General features: G+C 73.2%; 14 protein-coding genes. 4 read left to right on the top strand and 10 right to left on the bottom strand.

Annotation, left to right across the window (positions count from 1 at the left end; genetic code table 11):
- Window positions 1-28: 28 nt before the first annotated feature.
- The 3 genes from LMU33_RS27975 to LMU33_RS27965 all read right to left on the bottom strand — a co-directional run bounded on the left by LMU33_RS27975 (window position 29) and on the right by LMU33_RS27965 (window position 7,823).
- On the bottom strand, window positions 29-3,649 hold the full coding sequence (locus LMU33_RS27975; RefSeq protein ID WP_372478065.1) for an ATP-dependent helicase: 3,621 nt from the start codon (window positions 3,647-3,649) through the stop codon (window positions 29-31).
- A gap of 176 nt (window positions 3,650-3,825) precedes the next feature.
- Window positions 3,826-7,179 carry an ATP-dependent helicase gene (locus LMU33_RS27970; RefSeq protein ID WP_228623386.1) on the bottom strand — a complete coding sequence of 1,118 codons (3,354 nt, stop codon included), beginning with the start codon at window positions 7,177-7,179 and terminating at the stop codon, window positions 3,826-3,828.
- A 257-nt stretch (window positions 7,180-7,436) separates the two neighbouring features.
- Entirely contained in the window at window positions 7,437-7,823 is a 387-nt protein-coding gene (locus LMU33_RS27965) for an MGMT family protein (RefSeq protein WP_228623385.1), read from the bottom strand.
- A gap of 186 nt (window positions 7,824-8,009) precedes the next feature.
- On the opposite strand from LMU33_RS27965, the gene LMU33_RS27960 reads away from it, so the two are divergent.
- The 4 genes from LMU33_RS27960 to LMU33_RS27945 all read left to right on the top strand — a co-directional run bounded on the left by LMU33_RS27960 (window position 8,010) and on the right by LMU33_RS27945 (window position 14,737).
- A complete protein-coding gene (locus tag LMU33_RS27960) occupies window positions 8,010-10,802 on the top strand; it encodes a lysylphosphatidylglycerol synthase domain-containing protein (RefSeq protein ID WP_228623384.1) in 2,793 nt (930 codons plus the stop codon).
- Between the two features lie 85 nt (window positions 10,803-10,887).
- The gene (locus LMU33_RS27955; RefSeq protein ID WP_228623383.1) at window positions 10,888-12,432 is read left to right on the top strand and encodes an alpha/beta hydrolase; all 1,545 of its coding nucleotides are present in this window, start codon (window positions 10,888-10,890) and stop codon (window positions 12,430-12,432) included.
- Between the two features lie 148 nt (window positions 12,433-12,580).
- Window positions 12,581-14,137 carry an alpha/beta hydrolase gene (locus LMU33_RS27950; protein WP_228623382.1) on the top strand — a complete coding sequence of 519 codons (1,557 nt, stop codon included), beginning with the start codon at window positions 12,581-12,583 and terminating at the stop codon, window positions 14,135-14,137.
- 39 nt (window positions 14,138-14,176) lie between these two features.
- On the top strand, window positions 14,177-14,737 hold the full coding sequence (locus LMU33_RS27945) for a GNAT family N-acetyltransferase (RefSeq protein ID WP_228623381.1): 561 nt from the start codon (window positions 14,177-14,179) through the stop codon (window positions 14,735-14,737).
- Here LMU33_RS27945 and LMU33_RS27940 read toward each other — a convergent pair.
- The 7 genes from LMU33_RS27940 to LMU33_RS27910 form a co-directional block, all read right to left on the bottom strand.
- A complete protein-coding gene (locus LMU33_RS27940; protein ID WP_228623380.1) occupies window positions 14,670-15,944 on the bottom strand; it encodes an MFS transporter in 1,275 nt (424 codons plus the stop codon). The two genes, LMU33_RS27945 and LMU33_RS27940, sit on opposite strands and share 68 nt — an antisense overlap.
- Before the next feature lie 44 nt (window positions 15,945-15,988).
- Complete coding sequence (locus LMU33_RS27935; RefSeq protein WP_228623379.1) at window positions 15,989-16,762, bottom strand: TfuA-like protein; 774 nt, start codon at window positions 16,760-16,762, stop codon at window positions 15,989-15,991.
- The gene (locus LMU33_RS27930; RefSeq protein WP_228623378.1) at window positions 16,749-17,987 is read right to left on the bottom strand and encodes a YcaO-like family protein; all 1,239 of its coding nucleotides are present in this window, start codon (window positions 17,985-17,987) and stop codon (window positions 16,749-16,751) included. The genes LMU33_RS27935 and LMU33_RS27930 overlap by 14 nt, the downstream gene beginning before the upstream one ends.
- On the bottom strand, window positions 17,984-21,073 hold the full coding sequence (locus LMU33_RS27925) for a carbamoyltransferase C-terminal domain-containing protein (protein ID WP_228623377.1): 3,090 nt from the start codon (window positions 21,071-21,073) through the stop codon (window positions 17,984-17,986). Before LMU33_RS27925 ends, LMU33_RS27930 begins: the two co-directional genes overlap by 4 nt.
- Window positions 21,070-21,969 carry a multinuclear nonheme iron-dependent oxidase gene (locus LMU33_RS27920; RefSeq protein ID WP_228623376.1) on the bottom strand — a complete coding sequence of 300 codons (900 nt, stop codon included), beginning with the start codon at window positions 21,967-21,969 and terminating at the stop codon, window positions 21,070-21,072. Before LMU33_RS27920 ends, LMU33_RS27925 begins: the two co-directional genes overlap by 4 nt.
- An 11-nt stretch (window positions 21,970-21,980) precedes the next feature.
- Window positions 21,981-22,748, bottom strand: a complete 768-nt coding sequence (locus LMU33_RS27915) for a hypothetical protein (protein ID WP_228623375.1) — start codon at window positions 22,746-22,748, stop codon at window positions 21,981-21,983.
- A 92-nt stretch (window positions 22,749-22,840) separates the two neighbouring features.
- Window positions 22,841-23,026, bottom strand: coding sequence for a hypothetical protein (locus tag LMU33_RS27910; protein ID WP_228623374.1), 186 nt, complete (start codon window positions 23,024-23,026; stop codon window positions 22,841-22,843).
- Window positions 23,027-23,079: the final 53 nt, after the last annotated feature.

The following is a 23,079-nucleotide window of genomic DNA, read 5'->3' as shown; positions in this document are numbered from 1 at the left end:
GACATCCTCGGCGGGCGGTTCGTCACACTCAGGTTGCCTGGTGTGCCGTTTCGGAGTCTTCCGCGAGGAGCCGCTCCAGGGCGGCCCGGTCCGGCAGGTCCGGCGGCTGTACGACCTCGCCGGTGCGCACGTACAGGAAGGCGGCCGTGACCGACTCGGGCGGCACGCCCTGCTGCTCGGCCCAGGCCAGCCGGTACACGGCGAGCTGGAGCGGGTCGGCGGTGCGGGTGCGGCTGGTCTTCCAGTCGACGATCTCGTACGTCGCCCCGTCTCCGTCGCCGTGCTTGTAGACCGCGTCGATGCGGCCCCTTACGACGCGGCCGGCGAGGGTGAGCTGGAAGGGCGCCTCGATCCGGTAGGGAGTGCGCCGGGCGTACTCGGTGCGTTCGAAGGCCTCTTTCAGGGCTTCCAGGTCCTGTTCGTCGGCGATCTCGGCGTCGCTGCCGGGCAGCTCGTCGGGTTCCAGCAGGGGCAGCGTCAGTTCCTCGAAGCGGGCTTCGACCCAGGCGTGGAACCGGGTGCCCCGGCGCGCGGCCGGTTGCGGAGGGCGTGGCATGGGGCGCGCGAGTTCCTGCGCGAGCCCGTCCGGGTCCTCGGCCAGGCGCAGCAGCTGGGAGGCGGTGAGCGTGGCGGGCAGTGGGACGTCGGTGACGGTCTGGCGGGCGCGCAGCAGCTCGCCGGTGAGCGCATCCAGGTCGCGGTCCCAGGAGGCGATGGTGCGGGCCTCCTCCGGGGTGAGTCCGGGGTGGGGCAGTAGCTCGGCGGGGCGGGGGCGGTGCGGCGGGGCGGGCACCTGGTGCGGGACCGTGGGCCGGTCGGCGCTCCGGGCACTCCGGGCGTCCCGGTCGGCGGGGTCGTCCGGGCCGGGGGCAGTCGCGTCGTACGGCGGTTCCTCCTCGCCGAAGGCGGCCGCGGCGCCGAAGGTGTCCTCCTCGTAGGGGAGGCCCGCGCCGCGCTCGGTGTACGGCGGACCCTCGTCGAGCTCGTCGTGCTCCTCGTACGGGAAGCCCTCGCCGTACGGGAGGTCCCCGTCGTGTTCGTCGTACGGCTCCTCGCCGTAGGGGTCGTCGTCCGGGGGCGGGGGCCAGTCGGGGTCGTCGAGGGCGACTGGGTCGTGGGCCGCCTGCGGGTGGGTGGTGTCCTGGGCCGCGAGGGCGTCCAGGTGGGCGAGGACGGTCTCGGCGGCCGCGCGGCGGCGGGCCAGGGCGGCGGCGTCCAGCGGGAGCGGCCACACCTGGTCGGCGCCGGCCGTGTGCAGGGCGGGATTCTCCGCGTCCTCGGCGGGCTCCTCGGCCCAGGCCTCGATCTCGCCGTGTCCGGCGGCGCAGTGGTCGTGCAGGGCCTGGAGGAAGTCGGAGGGGCCGCGTGGCTTCTTCTGGCTGGGGCCCCACCAGTGGCCGGAACCGAGCAGGAGGGAGCGGGGGCGTGTGAAGGTGACGTAGCCGAGGCGGAGCTCCTCGGTGTGCTGGTGGTCCTTCATGGCCTCGTGGAAGGCCTTGAGGCCGCGCGCGTCCCAGCTGTCGACGTCGGGCAGGGTGTCGGTGTCGCCGCGCAGTGCGTGCGGCACCACCTTGGCCTGCGCCGTCCACTTCTCGCGGCCCTGTGCACTGGGGAAGGTGCCTTTGACCAGTCCGGGGACGGCGACGACGTCCCACTCCAGGCCCTTGGACTTGTGGGCGGTGAGCACCTTGACGGTGTTCTCGCCGCCGGGGAGGGCGTTGTCGAGGCCTTTCTCGTACTGAGCGGCGGTGCGCAGGAAGCCGAGGAAGGCGAGCAGGGTGGCCTCGCCGTCGCTCGCCGCGAAGGACGCGGCGACGTCCAGGAAGTTGGACAGGGTCTCGCGGCGGCGGGCGGCCAGGGCGTGCGGGGACGCCGACAGCTCCACCTCCAGGCCGGTGACGGCGAGCACGCGGTGCAGGACGTCCATCAGCGGGTCGGACAGCGAGCGGCGCAGCTCGCGCAGTTCGGCGGCCAGGCGCGCGAAGCGCACGCGGGCGTCCGGCGAGAACGGCAGCCCGTCGTCATCGGCCTCAGCGTCCATGGGCGCTTCTAGGAACGTGTCGAGGGCGTCCGCGAGCGATATCACCTCGGCCGGGTCGACCCCTTCGACGGCGGCGGCGAGCCGGCGGTCGGGGTCGTCGCCGTCGTCCACGCGCGCGTGGGCGACCAGCAGACGGGCGCGGCGGCCCAGCAGGGCGAGGTCGCGGGGGCCGATGCGCCAGCGCGGGCCGGTCAGCAGGCGCACCAGGGAGGCGTTGGCGCCGGGGTCCTGCAGAACCTCGCAGACGGCCACGAGGTCGGCGACCTCGGGCAGGTGCAGCAGGCCGGACAGGCCGACCACCTCGACGGGGACGTCCCGCGCCACGAGGGCGCCCTGGATCTCGGCGAAGTCGGTCGCCGTGCGGCACAGTACGGCGATCTCGCCGGGGGCGGTGCCGGTGTGCACGAGGTGGGCGATCGAGTCGGCGATCCAGTCGATCTCCTCCGCGTGGGTGGGCAGCAGCGCGCAGCGGACCACGCCGTCGTGCTCGGCGCCGGGGGCCGGCCGCAGGGCCTCCACGCCCGCGTGCATGGCGCGCAGCGGCTCGGCGAGCCCGTTGGCGAGGTCGAGGAGGCGGCCGCCGCTGCGGCGGTTCTCGCTGAGGGCCTGCCGGGTGGCGGGGCGGCCGTCGGCGTGCGCGAAGTGCGCGGGGAAGTCGTCCAGGTTGGCGACGGAGGCGCCGCGCCAGCCGTAGATGGCCTGGCAGGGGTCGCCGACCGCGGTCACGGGATGGCCCGTGCCGCCGCCGAACAGGCCTGCGAGCAGGACGCGTTGGGCCACGGAGGTGTCCTGGTACTCGTCCAGGAGCACCACGCGGAACTCCTCGCGCAGCAGCCGGCCCACCTCGGGGATGCGGGCGAGGCGGGCCGACAGGGCGATCTGGTCGCCGAAGTCGAGCAGGTCGCGTTCGCGTTTTGCCGTCCGGTAGCGGCGGACGAGGTCGGCGAGTTCGCGGCGGGCGGCGGCCGTCTCGGGGACCTTGCGCAGGTCGGCGTTGGTGAGCTTGGCGTCCTCGAGGGTGCGCAGCAGGTCCGCGTCCCAGGAGCGCAGTTCCTCGGGGTCGACGAGGTGTTCGGCGAGTTCGGAGTCGAGGGCGAGCAGGTCGCTGACGAGGTCGGCGAAGGAGCGGGTCAGCGCGGGATAGGGGCCGGGGGCCTCGCGCAGCACGCGCGCGGCGAGCTGGTAGCGGGTGGCGTCGGCGAGCAGCCGGGAGGTGGGCTCCAGGCCGAGGCGCAGGCCGTGGTCGGTGAGGAGGCGGCCGGCGAAGGCGTGGTAGGTGGAGATCACCGGTTCGCCGGGCGGGTTGTCGGGGTCGATGACATCGGGGTCGGTGACGCCGGCCCTGATCAGTGCCTTGCGGACGCGTTCGGCCAGCTCGCCGGCGGCCTTGTTGGTGAAGGTCAGGCCGAGGACCTGTTCGGGGGCGACCTGGCCGGTGCCGACCAGCCAGACCACGCGGGCGGCCATCACGGTGGTCTTGCCCGACCCGGCTCCGGCCACGATCACCTGCGGGGCGGGCGGCGCGGTGATGCAGGCCGTCTGCTCCGGGGTGAACGGGATGCCGAGGAGCTCTTTGAGCTGCTCGGGGTCGCTGATACGGGCGGGCATGTCGGAAAAGGCTAGCGGCGGGCACTGACAGTCGAGTCCGGATAGGCCGTCCGGGGAGGAAGAAGCGCAGGTCAGCTCCTATGGTGCTGTGCGTCACTCCGGTATCTCCCGGTGGACTCCAGCCCCTTCCGGTGGACTCCAGCCCCTTCCGGTGGGCTCCGGCACCTTCCGGGGACTCACTCGACCACGTGCCGCCCCTCGGGCCGCGCGCTGCACGAGGCGCGGAAGGCGCAGTGCGTGCAGTGCTGGCCGGTGTTCGGCGCGAACCGCTCGTCCAGGACCTTGCCGGCGGCCGTGGCCAGCAGATCGCCGACCCACTCCCCCGACAGCGGCTCCTGGCCCTGCGTCTTGGGCAGGCCGTCGCCTCCGTCGCGCTTGGCGGCGCCCTGCCTGAGGTGCACCAGTTCGGCGCCGCCGGGTTCGGGACGTACGCCGTCGAAGACCTCGTCGACGGCGCCTTCGTGGACGGCGAGCTGGTAGACGGCGAGCTGGGGGTGGCGGGCCACCTCGGCGGCGCTGGGCGCCTGCTTGCCGGTCTTGAAGTCGACCACGTAGGCGCGGCCCTCGCTGTCCGTCTCCACGCGGTCCATCTGGCCGCGGATGCGGACCTGGTAGTCGCCCGCTTCGAGGGTGACGTCGAAGTCCTGCTCGCTCGCCACCGGGGTGCGCCCGGTGCGGTCCAGCACATGCCAGTTCAGGAAGCGTTCGAGCGCCACGCGCGCGTTGTCCTTCTCCTGCTGCGACTTCCAGGGCGCGTCGAAGGCGAGCGCGTTCCACACCGAGTCCAGCCGTTCCATGAGGACGTCGAGGTCGGCCGGGGTACGGCCGGAGGCGACCTCGTCGGCGAGGACGTGGACGACGTTGCCGAAGCCCTGGGCGGTGGTGGCCGGGGCGTCGGCCTTCACCTCGCGGCCCAGGAACCACTGGAGGGCGCAGGTGTTGGCGAGCTGGTCGAGGGCGCTGCCGGAGAGCACGACCGGCCGGTCGCGGTGGCGCAGCGGCACCTTGCTCTCCGTCGGGTCGTACATGCCCCACCAGCGGTAGGGGTGCGCGGACGGCACCAGCGGGCGACCGTCCTCGTCGGCGAGGGCGGCGAGCCGGGCCAGGCGGCGCGCGGCGGCCTCCCGCAGGGCGGCGGACACGCGCGGGTCGACCGTGGTGGCGCGCAGCTCGGCGACGAGCGCGGCCACGGACAGCGGGCGGCGGGGGCGGCCGGTGACGTCCTTCGGCTCGACGCCGAGCTCGGTCAGGAAGCGGGACGGCTGGTCGCCGTCGTCGGCCGGTGCCTTCACCGCGGTGACGACGAGGCGGTCACGCGCGCGCGTGGCGGCCACGTAGAACAGCCTGCGTTCCTCGGCGAGCAGTGCGCCCGGGGTGAGCGGTTCGGCGAGTCCGTCGCGGCCGATGCGGTCGGCTTCCAGGAGGGAGCCGCGGCGGCGCAGGTCGGGCCACAGGCCTTCCTGGACACCGGCGACGACGACCAGCCGCCACTGCAGGCCCTTGGCGCGGTGCGCGGTCATCAGGCGGACGGCGTCGGGGCGTACCGCGCGGCGCGTGAGCGTGTCGGCGGCGATGTCCTCGGCCTCGGTCTCCTCCAGGAAGTTCAGCGCGCCCCGGCCTCCGGTGCGCTCCTCCGCGCGTGCGGCGGTGGCGAACAGCGCGCACACGGCGTCCAGGTCCCGGTCGGCGTTGCGGCCGGCCGCGCCGCCGCGCCGGGCGGTCCGCTCCAGGCGCGCGGGCCACGGAGTGCCCTCCCACAGGTCCCACAGCGTCTCCTCGGCCGTACCGCCGTTTGCGAGCCGTTCGCGGGCCTTGCGGAGCAGCGCGCCGAGGCGCTGCGCGCCGCGCGCGTACGCCGGGTCGTGCACGGCCAGGCGCTCGGGTTCGGCGAGCGCCCGCGCGAGCAGTACGTCGGAGGGGGGCGGCAGCGGGTTGCCGGCCGCCCGCTCCTCCTCGCGCAGGGCACGGCCGAGGCGGCGCAGGTCGGCCGGGTCCATGCCGGCGAGGGGTGAGGCGAGCAGGGTGAGCGCGGTCTCGGTGTCGAGCCAGGAGGTGTCGGGGGTGTCTTCCCGGACTTCGTCGGGGGCCGGTGGGCTTTCCGGGTCGAGTGCGGTGGCGTCCGCCTCTCGGTCGTGTGCCTCCGCCGTGGCCACCGCGCGCAGGGCCGTCAGCAGCGGGGCCACCGCCGGCTCGTGGCGCAGGGGCAGGTCGTCGCCGTCGATGTCCAGCGGGACGCCGGCCGCGCTGAGGGCGCGGCGGAGGGTGGGCAGGGTGCGGGAGCCGGCCCGGACCAGGACGGCCATGTCGCTCCAGGCGACGCCGTCCTCCAGGTGCGCGCGGCGCAGGATGTCCGCGATGTTGTCCAGTTCCGTACCGGCCGTCGGGTATGTGTAGACCTCGACGCGGCCCCCGTCCCGTTCGGCGGCCGGCTCGCGGTGGGCGCGGACCTTGTCGGCGGGCAGCCGGGGCAGCGGCATGCGCTGGGTGATCAGCCGGGTTGCGGCGAGCAGGGCGGCGCCACAGCGGCGGGAGGTGCGCAGCACCTCGACGGGGGCGGGGCGGCCGTCCGCGCGCGGGAAGGCCGCCGGGAAGTCGAGGATGCCGTTCACGTCCGCGCCCCGGAAGGCGTAGATCGACTGGTCGGGGTCGCCGAAGGCAAGCAGCGTGCGGCCGCCGCCGGCCAGCGCGTGCAGGAGCCGTACCTGGGCGGGGTCGGTGTCCTGGTACTCGTCGACGTACACGGCGTCGTACTGGGCGGCGAGCCGTGCGGCGGTCTCGGGGCGGTGGGCGAGCAGGACCGCGCGGTGGACCAGTTCCGCGTAGTCGATCACGCCCTGCATGTCGAGCACGTCCAGGTACTCGGCGAGGAACGCGGCCGCGGCGCGCCAGTCGGGGCGGCCGATACGGCGCGCGAAGGCGTCCAGTGCGTCGGGACCGAGGCCCAGCTCACGGCTGCGGGCGAGGACCGCGCGGACCTCGTCGGCGAAGCCCCGTGTGGTCAGGCAGGCGCGCAGCTCGTCGGGCCAGCGCACGTGCGCCAGTCCGAGCCGCTGCAGTTCGGGCTGCCCGGCGAGCAGCTCGCGGACGGTGACGTCCTGTTCCGGGCCGGAGAGCAGCCGCAGCGGCTCGGTGAACAGGCCGGTGTCCTGGTGGGCGCGCACCAGTGCGTAGCAGTACGAGTGGAACGTCGTCGCGCGCGGTGCGCGGGCGGCGCCGATGCGCAGGGCCATGCGGTCGCGCAGGTCGACGGCGGCCTTGCGGCTGAACGTCAGCACCAGGATGCGTTCGGGGTCGGCGCCGCGGGCGATCCGCGTGGCCACGGACTCGACGAGGGTGGTGGTCTTGCCGGTGCCGGGACCGGCGAGGACGAGCAGGGGTCCGCTGCGGTGGTCAACCACGGCGCGCTGTGCCGCGTCCAGACGAGGGGGGTCGACGGCGGCCGGCGGGGTACGGACCAGTCGGTAAGCGCCACGGCCCCCCTGCCGCACCGGAGGGTGCGACAGGCGCCTGGTGGAGGAAGAGGAGCTCACGTGATTGGCCGGTCCTGGTGTTCGTGCTGGTGGGCGGGCGGTCACGGGCGCGAGGCGGTGGCCGCGGGGTGAGGGGGACGCGTGCAGCCGACGCTACGCCGCCGCTCCGGACGGAAGCAGGGCTTCCGCTTCTTCCCTCGCGGCGCTCGTGCCACCTGCGTCCCACAACCCACGAACGTACGTCATGCCACGGATGTCCCCCAGGTCACCCTTTCGGGCCACGGGCTCTCCCCGAGGGCATTGGATGGCGGAAGCTGTCAGGTGTGAGCCACCGCGCCCGCCCCGCCGTCCCATCGGGCCCGCCGCATGTCGATCCGCGGCAGATGCCCCTCGGCGCTCCTGGCCGCCTCCTTCAGCGGGGTGCCCTCCGCGCGGTAGTGGGCCAGCGCGCGCAGTTCGTGGCCGGGCAGCAGCACCCCGTCGGCGCGTACGACGCGCCACCACGGGACGGCGCCTCCGTACAGCGACATCACCCGGCCGACCTGGCGCGGCCCCCCTTGCTCGAGCCACTCGGCGACATCGCCGTACGTCATGACCCGGCCCGGCGGGATCCGCTCGGCGACCTCGAGCACCCGCTCGGCGTACTCGGGCAGCGCGTCCGCGTACTCCTCGGGGGTGTCCTCGGCAGGGCTCTGCTCGCTCATTCGTCCCATCCTGCCGCACCCCACCGACATCGCGGCGCGGACCGTGCGGAGCGGCCCTCTCGCCCCCGGACGGCGCTTCCGGCAGACTGTGCGCCCGCGCATCCGCACCCTGATGCCCGCGTGTGTCGGTGGGGCATGCCACCATCGTGCGGGCGGTGACTGGTGATACGAGACCAAGAAGAGACCATGAAGCAGCAGGGCGTGCACCCCGAAGACGCGGCGGGCACCCCTGACGCCGCCGCGCGCCCCGACACCGCCGCAGGCGCGGACGACGACGGCACGCGCGCGCGTGAGAACAGCGCGGCCGACGCAGACGACAGCACCGAGGGAGCGCACGTTCCGGAGAACACCACTCACGGCCACGGCCCGGGCGCCGGCGACGATTCGCACGCCGAGGCCGTGGAGGGCGACGAACCGCTGCTCCCCGCGCGCGTGCACCGTCCGTCCGACCTCATGCGGCTCATGGTGGGCGTACTCGCCATCGTGGTGCTGCTCGCGATCGCCGCGTTCGCGCACGGCACCACCTCGGGCTTCGAGCAGGACATCAACAAGGGCACCGGTCAGGCCCCCGACCTGCTCATCAAGATCGCGGGTCTGGCGTCCAGCATCGCGATCCTGCTGGTGCCGGTCGCTTTCGCGATCGAGCGGCTGATCAAACGCGACGGGCTGCGCATCGCCGACGGTGTCCTCGCGGCGGTCCTCGCCCACGGGGTGACCCTCGCCACAGACCTATGGGTCGCGCGGGCCGCACCGGGCTCGATCCAGGAGGCGCTCACCCAGCCCTCCCCGGGCGACATCCACGCCCTGACCGATCCCGTGCACGGCTACCTGGCACCCGTCATCGCCTACATGACGGCCGTCGGCATGTCCCGCAGACCCAGATGGCGCGCGGTGCTGTGGATCGTGCTGCTGCTCGACGCGTTCTCGATGCTGGTCACCGGCTACACGACCCCCTTCTCGATCATCCTGACGGTGCTGATCGGCTGGACCATCGCCTACGGCACGCTGTACGCGGTCGGCTCCCCCAACGTCCGCCCCACCGGGCAGACGCTGATGGCGGGCCTCAGGCACGTCGGCTTCCACCCCGTCAGCGCGGCCCGCGAGGAGGCCGTGGAGACGGAGAACGGCGACCGCGGCCGACGCTACTTCGTCACCCTGGAGGACGGCCCGCCGCTGGACGTCACGGTCGTGGACCGGGAACAGCAGGCCCAGGGCTTCTTCTACCGCGCGTGGCGCAATCTCACCCTGCGCGGCTTCGCCACCCGCTCCAGCCTCCAGTCGCTGCGCCAGGCGCTGGAGCAGGAGGCGCTGCTGGCGTACGCGGCGATCGCGGCGGGCGCCAACGCACCCAAGCTGATCGCCACCGCCGAACTCGGTCCGGACGCCGTCATGCTCGTCTACGAGCACACCGGCGGGCGCACGCTCGACTCGCTGGCCGACGAGGAGATCACCGACGAGCTGCTGCGCAACACCTGGCACCAGGTGCAGGCGCTGCAGTCGCGGCGCATCGCACACCGCAGACTCGCGGGTGACGCGATTCTGGTGGATCGTTCCGGCAGGGTGATCCTGACCGAACTGCGCGGCGGTGAGATCGCGGCCGGCGAGCTGCTGCTGCGCATGGACGTGGCCCAGCTGGTCACGACGCTCGGCCTGCGGGTGGGCGCCGAGCGGGCGGTGGCCTCGGCGGTCCGGGTGCTCGGGCCCGACGCGGTCGCCGACTGCCTGCCGCTGCTCCAGCCGATCGCCCTGACCCGCTCCACGCGCGCGACGCTGCGCAAACTGGCCCGGGAACAGGCTCAGCGCGAGCGCGAGGCGGTCCTGGAGGCGTCCCGCCAGGCCAAGCGTCCGGAGGCAGCCGGAGCCGAGGGCGAGGGCCAGGAGTCCCTCGGGAAGGCCGCCAAGAAGGCCGTACGCGCCCAGGCGCGCGCCGAGAAGCGGGCAGTCGACGAGGCTCTGGAGGAGGCGCGCGAGGAGGATCTGCTCACCCAGATCCGCCATGAGGTGCTGCGGATCAGGCCGCAGGCGCCGGTAGAACCGGCCCGGCTGGAGCGGGTGCGGCCGCGCACGCTGATCAGTTTCATCGCCGGTGCGATCGGCGCGTACTTCCTGCTGACGCAGCTCACGCACATCGAGCTCGGGCCGCTCGTGGCCAACGCCCAGTGGGGCTGGGTCGTCGCCGCCGTGCTGTTCTCGGCGCTCAGCTATGTCGCGGCGGCGATGCAGCTGCTGGGGTTCGTGCCGGAGCGGGTGCCGTTCCTGCGGGCCGTGGGAGCCCAGGTGGCCGGCTCCTTCGTGAAGATCGTGGCACCGGCCGCGGTCGGCGGTGTGGCCCTCAACACGCGGTATCTGCAGCGTGCGGGTGTCAGGCCGGGGCTCGCGGTGGCGAGCGTGGGCGCCTCGCAGCTGGCCGGGCTCGGCTTCCACATCCTGATGCTGCTGTCCTTCGGCTATCTCACCGGCACCGAGAAGACGCCGTCCCTGTCGCCGTCCCGGACGGTCATCGCGGGCCTGCTGACGGTCGCGGTGCTGGTGCTCGTGGTGACCTCGGTGCCGTTCCTGCGGAAATTCGTCGTCACGCGCGTGCGGTCGCTGTTCGCCGGTGTCGTGCCCCGCATGCTCGATGTGCTGCAGCGGCCCCAGAAGCTGATCACCGGTATCGGCGGCATCCTGCTGCTGACGTTCTGCTTCGTGATGTGCCTGGACGCCTCCATCCGGGCGTTCGGCGACGGCTCGGCCTCGCTCAGCATCGCCAGCGTCGCCGTGGTCTTCCTCGCCGGCAACGCGCTCGGGTCCGCGGCGCCCACCCCGGGCGGCGTGGGCGCCGTGGAGGCGACCCTGACGGTCGGCCTGATCGCCGTCGGCCTGCCCAAGGAGGTCGCCGCCCCGGCCGTCCTGCTGTACCGCCTGCTGACGCTGTGGCTGCCGGTGCTGCCGGGTTGGCTGGCCTTCAACCAGCTCACCCGCAAGGGAGCCCTGTAGGGAGCCCTACGACGGCACGGGGCGCCCGTACCTCGTACGGCTCGCGCCCCGCGCGCCCCGGCGTGCACGCGTCCAGGATGGGAACATGGCGAACCCCTCCCGGCTGCGCGCCGCTGCCCTGGCCACCGCCGCCCTGTTGCTCTGCACCCCGCTGGCCGGGTGCGGCGACGGCGGCAAGGACGGCGACCTCGCGGCGCAGAAGCTGGACTGGAAGGACTGCCCGGCTCCGTCGGAGGCCGAGGGCGGCGGCAATGCCCCGTCTCCGCTGCCGAACGGCGGCACCTGGCAGTGCGCCACCATGAAGGCGCCCCTGGACTGGAGCAAGCCGAAGGGCGACACCATCGGCATCGCCCTGATCCGTGCCAAGGCCAGCGGCCCCGCGAACCGGCGGATCGGCTCCCTCGTGTTCAACTTCGGCGGCCCCGGCGGCAGCGGCGTCAGCACGCTGCCCGCGTTCGCCTCGGACTACGCCGCCCTGCGCACCCGCTACGACCTGGTCAGCTTCGACCCGCGCGGGGTCGGCCGCAGCGCGCCGGTGAAGTGCGAGAGCGACTCCCAGCTCGACACGTACTTCCAGCAGGACGCCACCCCGGACAACAGCGCCGAGCGCACCCAGCTCCTGGACCGTACCAAGCAGTTCAACGCGGCCTGCGAGAAGAACTCCAAGAAGATCCTGCCGCACGTGGCCACCACCGACGCGGCCCGCGACATGGACCTGATGCGCCAGGTCCTCGGCGACGACAAACTGCACTACTTCGGCATCTCCTACGGCACCGAACTCGGCGGCGTGTACGCCCACCTGTTCCCCAAGAACGTCGGCCGGGCCGTGCTCGACGCCGTCGTCGACCCCACGCAGAACCCCGAACAGAGTTCGCTCGGACAGGCCCAGGGCTTCCAGCTCGCGCTGGACAACTTCGCCGAGGACTGCACGTCGAAGCCCACGGAATGCCCGGTCGGCAGCACCCCGCAGGATGTGAAGAACCGCATCGCGAAACTGCTGAACGACCTGGAGAAGAGGCCGATCCCCGGCATCGCGCCGCGCCAGCTCACCCAGACCGCAGCGACGAACGGCATCGCGCAGTCCCTGTACTCCAAGGACTTCTGGGAGTACCTCACCGAAGGTCTCGAGCAGGCGTACGCGGGCGACGGCAAGATCCTCATGCTGCTGTCCGACTCGATGAACGGCCGCAGCGAGGACGGCGAGTACAGCAACATCACCGCGGCGAACATCGCCATCAGCTGCGCCGACCAGAAGCCGCGGTACACCGCCGACTACGTCCAGCAGAAGCTGCCCGAGTTCCGTGCGGCCTCCCCGCTGTTCGGGGACTACCTGGCCTGGGGCATGCTCAGCTGCACCGACTGGCCGGTGGCGGGTGCCGCCGACCATCCCGACGTCAGCGCGCCGGGCTCGGCGCCCATCCTCGTCGTCGGCAACACCGGCGACCCGGCCACCCCGTACGAGGGCGCGAAGAAGATGGTGGACGCGCTCGGCAAGGGCGTCGCCGTCGAGCTGACGTACAAGGGCCAGGGACACGGCGCGTACGACAGCAAGAACAGGTGCGTGCAGAGCGCGGTGAACGGCTATCTGCTGGACGGAAGGCAACCGCAGGCCGGCACGGTCTGCTCCTGAAGACCCCGGAACCCGGAACCCCCACAACCATGAAGAAATCGCTGGTCAGAGGGTTATCCACAGGCCGCCGCGGGTTCGGTCGGGTGCGCCTACCATGGCCTGAACGCCCGGCGCGGCACGACGCGAAGGGCCTGTGAGGGGGGTGCGTATGAGGCGATTCCTGCGCTGGACGGCCGCGGTGGCCGCGGCGCTGCTGATGGCCGGCTGCGGCGGCGGCTCGTCGGACGGGGGCGGCAACGGGAAGGGGCACGAGGGCGGCGAGGACAAGGGCACGAGTGCGGCTCCGCCGTCGGCGCCTGCGACGGACCTGCCCGCCTCCCTCACCTCCCAGCGCCTCGACTGGCACGGCTGCAAGGCCACGGGGGACTCCCCCGCACCGAGCGGCGACTGGCGGTGCGCGACGCTCAAGGTTCCGTTGGACTGGTCCGAGCCGGACGGTGCGACGATCGGCCTGGCACTGATCCGCGCGCGGGCGACGGGCGGGAACCGTATCGGCTCGCTGCTGTTCAACTTCGGCGGCCCCGGCGGCTCGGGCCGGGAGATGATGCCGTACTACGCGGCCACCGTGCCCAAACTCCGTGAGCGCTACGACCTGGTGAGCTGGGACCCGCGCGGGGTCGGCGCCAGCGAGGGCGTCCGCTGCCGCGGCGACCGGCAGATCGAGGCCGCCGAGGACGTGGACGCCACACCGGACACCCCGCAGGAGGAGAAGGCGTTCTTCCAGGACGCCACGGACTTCGGCAAGGGCTGTCAGAAGGCCGCCGGCAAGCTGCTGGCCCATGTGTCCACCACCGACACCGCCCGCGACATGGACCTGATGCGCCAGGTCCTCGGCGATGCGCGGATGCACTACTTCGGCATCTCCTACGGCACCGAACTCGGCGGTGTGTACGCCCACCTGTTCCCGAAGCGGGTGGGACGGCTGATCCTCGACGCGGTGGTCGACCCGACCGCGGACACGGTGGGCCATGCCGAGAACCAGACCCGGGGCTTCCAGCGGGCGCTGGACGACTACCTGAAGTCGACCGGCCAGAACCCCGAACAGGGCACCCGGAAGATCGCGGCCCTGCTGCGGCGGATCGACGCGCGACCGCTGCCGACGTCGTCCGGACGCAAGCTGACCGAGACCCTGGCGGTCACGGGGATCGTCCTGCCGCTGTACAGCGAGTCCAGCTGGCCGAGGCTGACCGCTGCGCTCGACTCGGCGCAGAAGGGGGACGGTTCACCGCTGCTGGCGCTCGCGGACGGCTACAACGAACGGGACTCCTCGGGGCGCTACGGCACGACGTCCCACTCCCAGCGGGTCATATCGTGCCTGGACGAGAAGGAGCGGCCGACGCCCGCGGAGACGAAGAAGCGGCTGGCGCAGTTCGAGCGGATCTCGCCGGTGTTCGGGGACTTCCTGGGCTGGGACACGGCCGGCTGGTGCCACGACTGGCCGGTGCCGGGCCAGTACACCACTCCGGAGGTCAGCGCACCGGGAGCGGCGCCCATCCTGCTGGTCGGCAACACCGGCGACCCGGCCACGCCCTACGAGGGCGCCCGCAGAATGGCCGACGAACTCGGCAAGGGCGTCGGCGTCGAGCTCACCTGGAGGGGCGAGGGGCATGGGTCGTACGGCAACGGCAGCGACTGCGTCGACTCGACGGTGAACGCCTACCTGTTGAACGGGACGGTGCCGAAGGACGGCAAGGTCTGCTCCTGACAGGACGGGCGTCCCGGCAAGGGACATTAGGGTGCGCGCATGGACATCGGAAGCGAAGAAATCGCGGACGGCGTGATACTGCGGCTCGCCGAACCGGCGGACGCCCCGGCGCTCTGCACCGCCTATGTCGAGAACCGGAAATACCTCGAACCCTGGGAGCCGCGCCGCCCGGAATCCTTCTTCACCGTGGCCGGTCAGGCACAGCGCCTGGAAGAACAGGAACGGCAGTACGCGGACGGCCGGCTCGTGCCGTGGCTCTTCGAGTCCGGCGGGCGGATCGTGGGAGCCATCACGCTGTCCGGAATCGCCATGGGACCTTTCTGCAGTTCCTATCTGGGTTACTGGGTCGCCGAGAATCAGCAGGGCCGCGGACTCGCGACCGCCGCCGTGGAGCGGGTCTGCCGGATCGCCCGGGACGAGGTCGGGCTGCACCGGATCGAGGCGACCACCCTCCTGGAGAACACCGGCTCCCAACGGGTGCTGGAGAAGTGCGGGTTCGAGGCGATCGGCATGGCCCCGCGTTATCTGCACATCAACGGACAGTGGCGGGACCACCGGATGTTCCAGCGGGTGCTGCACGACGACCACCCGGTTCTGTGACCCGGGCGGCGCGCACGGCCAGCGTGTGCGCGCCCAGCCCCGCGGCCGCGAACAGCACGCCCAGCACCGTCCAGCCGACCGCCCCCGCGGCCACCACGCCGCCCGCGACCAGCGACGGCCCGACCATGCCCTCGGCGGTCGGGCCCAGGCTGTAGGCGGCGGCGTAACTCCCGCGCTCGGCCTCGGGGGACAGCGCGAACTGCAGGCCCCAGCCGCCCGAGGCGTGCCAGATCTCGCCGAGGGTGTGCAGCACCACCGAGGCCAGCATCAGCGTCACGGCCGCGGCCGGCGGCACCCAGGACGCGAGCGTCAGCGTGCCGCACATCAGGGCGAGGGACATCCCGGCCCGCCGCATGTGCCGGCCCGCGCCGGGCACCGTCTCGGCGCCCCTGCTCATCGGCACCTGGAGCGCGATGGCGATCACGGTGTTGACGGCGATGAGCAGCGGCGCGATCGCCTCCGGCGCCTCGGTCGCGCGGGTCACCCACAGCGGCATGCCGATCACCAGCACCGACAAGTTGAGCTGGAGGAACCCGTTGCAGCAGGTCAGCAGCAGGAACCGACGGTTGCGGAACGGCGCCAGCCCCGTGCGCCCCCGGCCCTTGCCGCGGCCGCCCACCTCGCGCACCGACACCATCAGCGCCGCCGCGACGACGAAGGACAGGGCGTCGCCCAGCAGCAGCGACCGGTACGCGAGATCCGAGCCGACGCCCACGGCCACCGCCGCCAGCAGCGCGCCCATCAGGAACCCGGCGTTCTTCAGCACCTGCACCCTGGCCATCACGCCGACCCGCTCGGCGTCCGAGAAGGCGGCACCGACGTAGGTCTGGAGGGCGGGCATACCGGCGTACTCGGCCAACCCCAGCAGGACCAGCACGGTGAGGAACTGCCAGAAGGAGCCGACGAAGGCCAGCGCGGAACACCACAGCGCGCGCCACATATGCAGCACGATCAGCGCGCGCCGCGGCCCGATCCGGTCCACCAGGGCACCGTTGGGGACGGTCGCGGCGAGCGCCACCACGCCCAGCACGGACAGCCCGACGCCGATCTGGCCGGCGGACAGCCCGGCCACCCGCGAGTAGAAGAGGGTGGCCCCCGCCAGGAACAGGCCGCCGCCGACGGCATCGACGGCGACCGTCGTCAGCAGCCGTCCTTCGGTCGGGCCGGTGGGGCGGATCCTGAACCGTGCGGCCACCGACATCGGCATGATCAGTCACCGGTCCTTTCCAGGTGATCCAGACATGTGGAGACTCACAGACACGTCTCGTGCGCCTCGGAGACACAGGTGGGGCAGAACAGGGCACCCTCCAGGCGCTCCTGGCAGGCCGGGCAGCGCCGCACCGGATCGACGCCGTCGCCGATCCAGGCGTTGGACAGCACCGAGCGCAGCGCGGTGTCGGCGTCGCGCACCTTCGGGTGCAGGGACGTCTCCCGGCCGAGCCGCAGCACCGCGGCGATCACCGGCTCGGCCACCCCCAGTTCACGCCAGGCCGCCCGGCACGCCGGCCACGACCGCTCGGTCCAGTGGACGACCTCGGCGGCCCGGGACATCGCCGTGCGCAGAGCGGGGGCGAGGACACCCGAGCCGGTCGCGGCCGCCAGGACCGCTCGCAGGTGGACGACGGACACCGTCAGTTCGGCGTGGTCGGCGTCGGCGTCCAGCAGGGTGGCGACATCGGCGTCCGAGGTCAGCGCGCCCAGCCGGTACAGGGTGAAGACGTCGCCGATGCCGATCGCGCCCAGCGGCCACAGGTCGGCGGCCCGCAGCGCCCCCATGCTGGAGGCGCCCACCATCGTCCAGCCGGCGTCGAGCAGTTCCCGGCACTCGGTCGGGGTGACGGCCATCGACCCGCCGAACAACCCGTCGATCAGCACCACCGTGCCGGGCCTGCGCTCGAGCAGCGGCGCGAGGTCGCCGCGGCGCACCGGCGGCCGCAGCTCCACGCCGGCCAGCACGGCCGGGTCCAGCGGGTGGACGGAGGCGGCGCCGAAGACGATCGGCCTGGCGGTGTCATTGGGCCACACGATGGCTCCTGCCGGGGTCGACGACGGAGTCGACCATGCCGGGCACCGCGACATGGGCGACGGGCAGGCCGAACTCCTGGACGGTCAGGTCGGTACAGACGACGCGGTCGTAGCCGCCGTACGCCAGCCGGTCGGCGACGTGCCGCAGCGTGGCGCGGGTCGACCGCGGCGGCGGGTCGGGCAGCTCGCGGAAGTCGGTGACACCCTCGACCTTGGCGGCCAGCGCGCGCCGCAGGAACACCGAGCGCTGCCGGGCCGGGTCCGCACGGTAGACGTCGGCGACCCGGTCGAGGTCCTCACGGCTGCCCTGGATCGCGGTGGCCCGCGCCTGCGCGGCCTCGGTCAGCGCCCGGCGCAGCGCGACCCCGGCGTTGGGATGGGTGCCGAAGCCGGAGACGGCGAGGTGGGCCTGGGCGGCGTTCGGGTCGGACAGGAACACGGCGAACGTCGGCAGGACCGTCGTATGGGTGAGGTCGACGACCACCGTGTCGACCTCGGCCCGCGCGTACTTGTGCAGCAGCTCCGCCTCGGCGGCGCCGGTGATGGTGTCCAGGCCGACCAGCCGCCCCGGACCGCCGTGCAGATAGCGGGAGGTGGCGTCCCGCTCGACCACCTCGTACAGGGCGTGCAGCACGGCCTCGGCGAAGGTCGCGCCGGAGGCCAGCCCTGTGGTGCTCGGGCGTACGGGCCGTACGTGGCCCGGCGGGGTGTCGTACGGGAAGACCACCTCGGCGGCCGGAAGCAGTACGTCGGTTCCGTCGCGGGCGTCCGTGCCGACGATCCACTCCATCGGTTCGTCGGGGAGTGCGGGCAGTCCGAGGTCGGCGGCGTCCAGTCGTACGAGGCCGGCGGCGTCGAGTTCGGACGGCCGGGCGGTCCGCAGCGGCCGGGGCAGGGAACCACAGTGCCGTTCCAGGGCCTCGAACAGGGCGGAGGCGAGCGCCTCGGTCTTTCCGTTGCCCTTGCCCTGGCACAGGGTGATCTGACCGGCGCGGGCGCCCGGCCGCGTCACGCTGAACACCGGGATGCCGAGGACGTCCAGCGGGGTGAGGTCGGCGACCCGGCTGATGCCGAGCCGGTTGCGCAGCGGCCACACCCGGGCGACGGCCTCCTCGGCGGCCACGGACCGGTGCGAGGTGCCGCACGACACCATGGCGGGCGCGCCTCCGCGCTCCTCCAGCCAGGTGAGGGCGTGGGTCTGAGCGGGTGCGAGGAGGTCGGTCATGACATGCCTCCCTGACGGGGGCGTACGGGTGGATGCGGCTCGGGCGTGCTGTCGCCCGTCGGCGCGGTCGTCCGGTCGGCCACGGCACGCCTGCGTGTCACGACCACCAGGCAGCGCGCGTGCAGTGCCGTCAGAAAGGCCAGCGCCGCGTCGACTTCGGTGCCCGTGCCCGTCAGGCACCCCGGCAGATACGCGGACAACGGCCGTCCCGACCCGGCCCGCGACAGCGCGGTGAACGCCCACTCCGGCAGGCGCAGCCCGGCCTTCCCCTCGGCTCCGCCGGTGATGCGCAGCCGGGTTGCGGACCCGTCCTGTTCCCACCGGAGGCGGGCGCCGGGTGCCAGGGCGATGCAGGAGTCGAGGTCGAGCGTCGTACCGAGTCCGGCGAGCCGGCGGACGAACCGGTCGCCGAGGACCATGCCGCTCAGGTGCGTGGCCAGCAGCATGTCGAGGGCCTGGCCGGGTGTCTCGATCATGGGTTCGCCGCGCCGGTTGAGGGAGGTGTTGACCATCACCGGGAAGCCGGTGCGCTCTCCGACCAGGTGCAGCAGCCGGTGCACCTCGGGGTTGGCGGCCTCGGACACGGTCTGCACCCGGGCCGTGCCGTCGACGTGGGTGACGGCCGCCAGCTCGGCCCGGTACTCCTCGCGCACCTTGACCACCCGCAGCATGTGCGGGGAGGGGGCGTCGAGTTCGAAGTACTTCGCGGCGACCTCCTCCGGCACGATCGGCGCCAGCGGGCGGAAGTCCTCCCGGAACTTGATCTGCGCGTTGATGAAGTCCCAGGTGTCCCTGCTGCGGGCGTCCGCGAACACCGACCGGTGGCCCAGCGCGCGCGGCCCGAACTCCGAGCCGCCCCGGAACCAGCCGATCACCTCGCCGGCCGCGATCCGGTCCGCGAGGCCGGGCAGGCTGAGCGGCTCGGCCGCGACCCGGTCCCCGACGAGCGCGAGGGCGCTGTCGTGGTCCTCCTGGGTGTAGGGATGGCCCAGGTAGTCGTCGAAGTCGCCGATGTCCCTGCGGGTCGAGCCGGTGAGCCGGAAGTGCGCGGCCGCCGCGGCGCCCAGGGAGACGCCGGCGTCGCTCGCCGCAGGCACCACGAAGAAGCGGTCGGCGCCGCTCTCCCGGGCGATTCTGTCGTTGGCCACGGAGTTGAGTGCGACACCGCCCGCGTAGGCGAGGTTCCGGCAGCCTGGGACCAGCGTCATCGCGTACCGCACCCGGGCGAGGAGCGCCTCCTCCAGGTCGGCCTGGACGCGGGCGGCGAGGTCGGCGTGGTCCAGCGGGTCGCTGCCGTCGGACGGGCGGCGGTACAGGTCCTTCCAGTCGGCGCGGAAACGCGGCAGACCGTCGGGGCCGTCCTCGAGCAGACTGGGCCCCGCGTTGCCGGGCCTGCCCCAGGGGGCGAGGCCCATGAGCTTGCCGCTGCCCTCCTGCCAGTCCCCGAAGACGTACTGGCTGACCGCCGCGTAGGTCTCCCCGATCGACGACGATCCGACGCGTACGTTGAAGGAGTCGGCCAGTTCCCTGAACAGCAGCCGGTATCCGCCGCGGTCGAAGTGGTAGACGGAGAAGACGTGGATCCGCGGCAGCCGCCCCTCCAGCGGCCGCTCCAGGTACTCCTTCAGCTCCGGCCCGCTGATCAGCAGGTCGTCCGCGCCCAGGACGGAACCGCCCGAGCCGTCGCAGACGACGACCACCGCCTCCTCGAACCGCGAGGTCCAGAACGCCGAGAAGGCGTGGGCGAGATGGTGCGAGACGTACACGACCCGCTCGTCGAACGGGTCGAAGAGGTCGAAGTCCCGCGCCGCGGACGGCACCGAGAGACCGACGTAACCGGGCAGCAGCGGCTGCGCGTTGAACGCGAACGCGTCGACCTCCGCGGCGCCCACCCCGGCCGAGTTCAGGCAGTAGTCGGCCGCCGCACGGGAGTTCAGATAGCCGACGCCGTCGTGCTTGCGCCGCGTGACCCGCTCCTGCTGCACACCGACGCGCGGCACCCCGTCGCTCAGCAGACACGCGGAGGCGTCGTGGCTGGCGGACAGCCCGAGGACGACGGGCCCGCGCCGAGCGGCGGGTGCGGCGTGCGGAGCCCGCCCGGTCTCCTCCGCCACGGCCCTCCCGCCCACGGCCGCATAGGCCGGGCCGGAGCACTCGACCGTGACGGTGCCCTCCTCGGCGTCCGCCACCAGCCATCCGGCGCCGGTCGCACGCTCGGTCCCCGGAACCGTTACGGACATCTCGGCCGCGGGCGGCAGCCACAGCGGCCGGTCTCCGCCGAGGACGGTTTCCGCGGCCCCCGTCGCGACGACGGCGACCCGCGCCGGCCCGCCGCCGACGCGCAGCCGCAACTCCCCGCCGTCCAGGGCGAACACCTGCACGTCGGCACCCTGGGCGGCCGGCGCGTCCAGATCCTCGGGCCCGCCCTCCAGCACGCCACCGGGCCCGGCCGAGGCGAGCAGCGCGGCCCGCAGCAACGCCGAGGGCACCGCTTTCCCACCGCCCCGCAACCGCCCCAGCACCACGGCCGCCCACCCGGCGACCACCCCGACCGCCGCCGAGGTCCCCCGCATCGGCTCGAACCCACCGGACGCGGACTCGGTCGGATACGCCCCGTCCGCGACCAGCACCTGGGGCTTGCGGCCCACCAGGTCCGTCCCGCAGTACGCCGTCGGCGCCCCGTCGGCGCCCGTCACGCCGACCGCCAGCACCGACGTACAGGAGGCGGGAAAGCGCAGGCGTCCCGGGCCGTCGTGGCCGGCGGCGGCGACGAAAAGGGGCATGGCCGGATCGCGGGCGACCTCCTCGAAGGCGCGTCGCACGCCGAGACGTTCGGCGTCCGGTTCGGGGGAGGACCAGGGCATGGCGACGACGTCCCAGCCGGTGACGATGCGGCGCAGATCGGCGGCGAGAGTGCGGGCCTTGAGGTCCGCGGCGCAGGCGTACCCGATCTCCGCGCCGGGCGCGAGCCGTGCGCACAGCCGGGCCACCCGCTCGGTGTGGCCGTCGGTGGGCGAGCCCTCCTCGGCCGGTACGGACCCGTCGCTCATCACGAGGACACGGACACCCGCCCCGATCCCCGTCATGCCGCACCCGCCGGGGCCAGGCCGGACGGGCCTACGACCGCCGGCGTCCAGTCGGTCTGGCCGAGCAGCTCCTCGATCCGGCCGAAGTCCTCGTCGAGGTTCCCGGCGTCGAGGCCGACGCCGATCTCGTACGTCACGGCCCGCAGCCGCGGGGAGGCGGCCACCGCCTCCTGGAGCAGGTCGATGACGGCCGGGGCCACCGAGTGGCTGTGGGTGTCGAGGTAGCGGTTGTCGAAGGTCGGGTCGATGTAGCCGCCCGCCACATGGATCTCCACCACCCGCTCCAGCGGCAGCGAGCGCAGCACCTGCGCGAAGGGCCGGCGCGCGGCGACGGCGTACGAGAAGACATGGGCGACGTCGAGCAGCAGATCGCAGTCGGCGCCGTCGGTGACCCGGTGGAAGAAGTCGCCGAGGCTCATCCGCCCGACCGCCAGCGTGCAGGAGGGGATCTCCGGCACGAACGGGTAGCGGCCGAGGCGGTGCAGTGTGCGGATGCCCTCGACGACGTGGTCGGCGAGCTCGGGTTCGAAGAGGGGCGGGGTGAAGTACGGCAGCGGATACGGGCCGATCGACCACAGACCGATGTCCTCGCACGTCCACACGGCGTCCAGGACGTCGCTCACCGCCTCCAGGCGGGTGTAGAGCTCCAGGTTGGGGCCGCCGGGCGCCGCCGGTGCCACGCCGGGCAGATGATGCACCACGGGCAGCCCGCGGGCGCACTCGTCCATGAAGACCCGCGCGTCCCCGGCGCTCGGCAGGGACACCACCGAGAGGTGGCTGAGCCGGCCGTCGTACTTGGTGCGCAGCTCGGCCATGCTCTGCGGGTAGCGGTCGCGGTACTGCCAGTCGAGCCCGAAGCCGAGCCGGGCGACGGTCTGTGCCTTTGCTGGTGTCATGCTGACCTGCTTCACAGCGGAAGGGCCGCGGCCGTCACCCGGTGACCGGGGAAGGCGGCTACGACGATCTGGTGGTCACCGGGTTCGAGCGCGCCGGGCTCCGCGGAGCGCGGCAGCCGGCCCCGCTCGTCGACCAGGCGCCAGGCGGACCGGAACGACTCCACCTGGAGGGCGCCCGGCACGACCGGCGGCAGCAGCCCGCCGTCGTCCCAGGGGGAGAAGGCCGACTTCGTCAGGTCCATGCCCTCGCCCGGGATCCCGGTCGTACAGGCGCACACGTCCTCGGGCGGCGCGATCAGCTCGGGCGCGGAGAAGCGGCTCACCAGCCCGAAGAGCTGGAAGACGTCCGCGAGCAGCGCGGACCGGCCCCGGACGGCGCCGTGGGCGTACAGGCAGAAGTTCTCGAACAGCGTGCGGCCGGTGCTGCGCCAGAACGCGTCGGAGTCCGCGTAGCCCTCGACCAGCGGGGTGAGGGTCTTCTTGTCGAGGCACTGCCACAGCGGCGGGCAGGTGCGCTGCAGGTGGCGGTTCAGGTTCCGCAGCCGGGCCGCGCGTTCCACGGTCAGGGCGTGGAAGTCGACGGTGGCGAGCACAGCGGCCGTCTCCGGGCACACCCGCCCCTCGCCGGCGGCCAGCGCGTCGGCGACCACGTCGGCGGACGTCTTCGAGTAGAGCAGGCGGAGCAGCAGCTCCGTGCGGGCCTCCCGGTCGTCGCGCAGCAGCAGCGCGCGGGTCGTACCGGGCCCGACGGCGCACGCGTCGGGGGCGAGGGTGGGCAAGGCGATCACCGCCGTTTCGACTTGGACAAGGGGTGTGGGGAAAAACGGGCGGCCGGGTCCCCCGGAGGGAACCCGGCCGGGGTCGCGGCTCGTTACTCCTGCCACTCCTTGTTGGAGTTCACGGCGCCCAGCGAAAGGTCGTCGTTGCCGCCGAGCTCGGCGCGCAGCGGGTTGACGAACTCCTGCGCGTGGGTCGTGGCGAGGTGCTGGATGATCGCCGAACGCAGCGTCTTGTCACCGTCGAGGGCAGCGAGGATGGCAGTGGTCTTGTCGGACATCGAGTCTCCCTGTGGCAGTTGAGAACGTCGTCTCTCTGGCGATCACCAAAACT

This window comes from Streptomyces barringtoniae (assembly GCF_020819595.1).
Taxonomy (GTDB): domain Bacteria; phylum Actinomycetota; class Actinomycetes; order Streptomycetales; family Streptomycetaceae; genus Streptomyces; species Streptomyces barringtoniae.
This window is presented reverse-complemented; position numbering and strand designations above follow the sequence as displayed.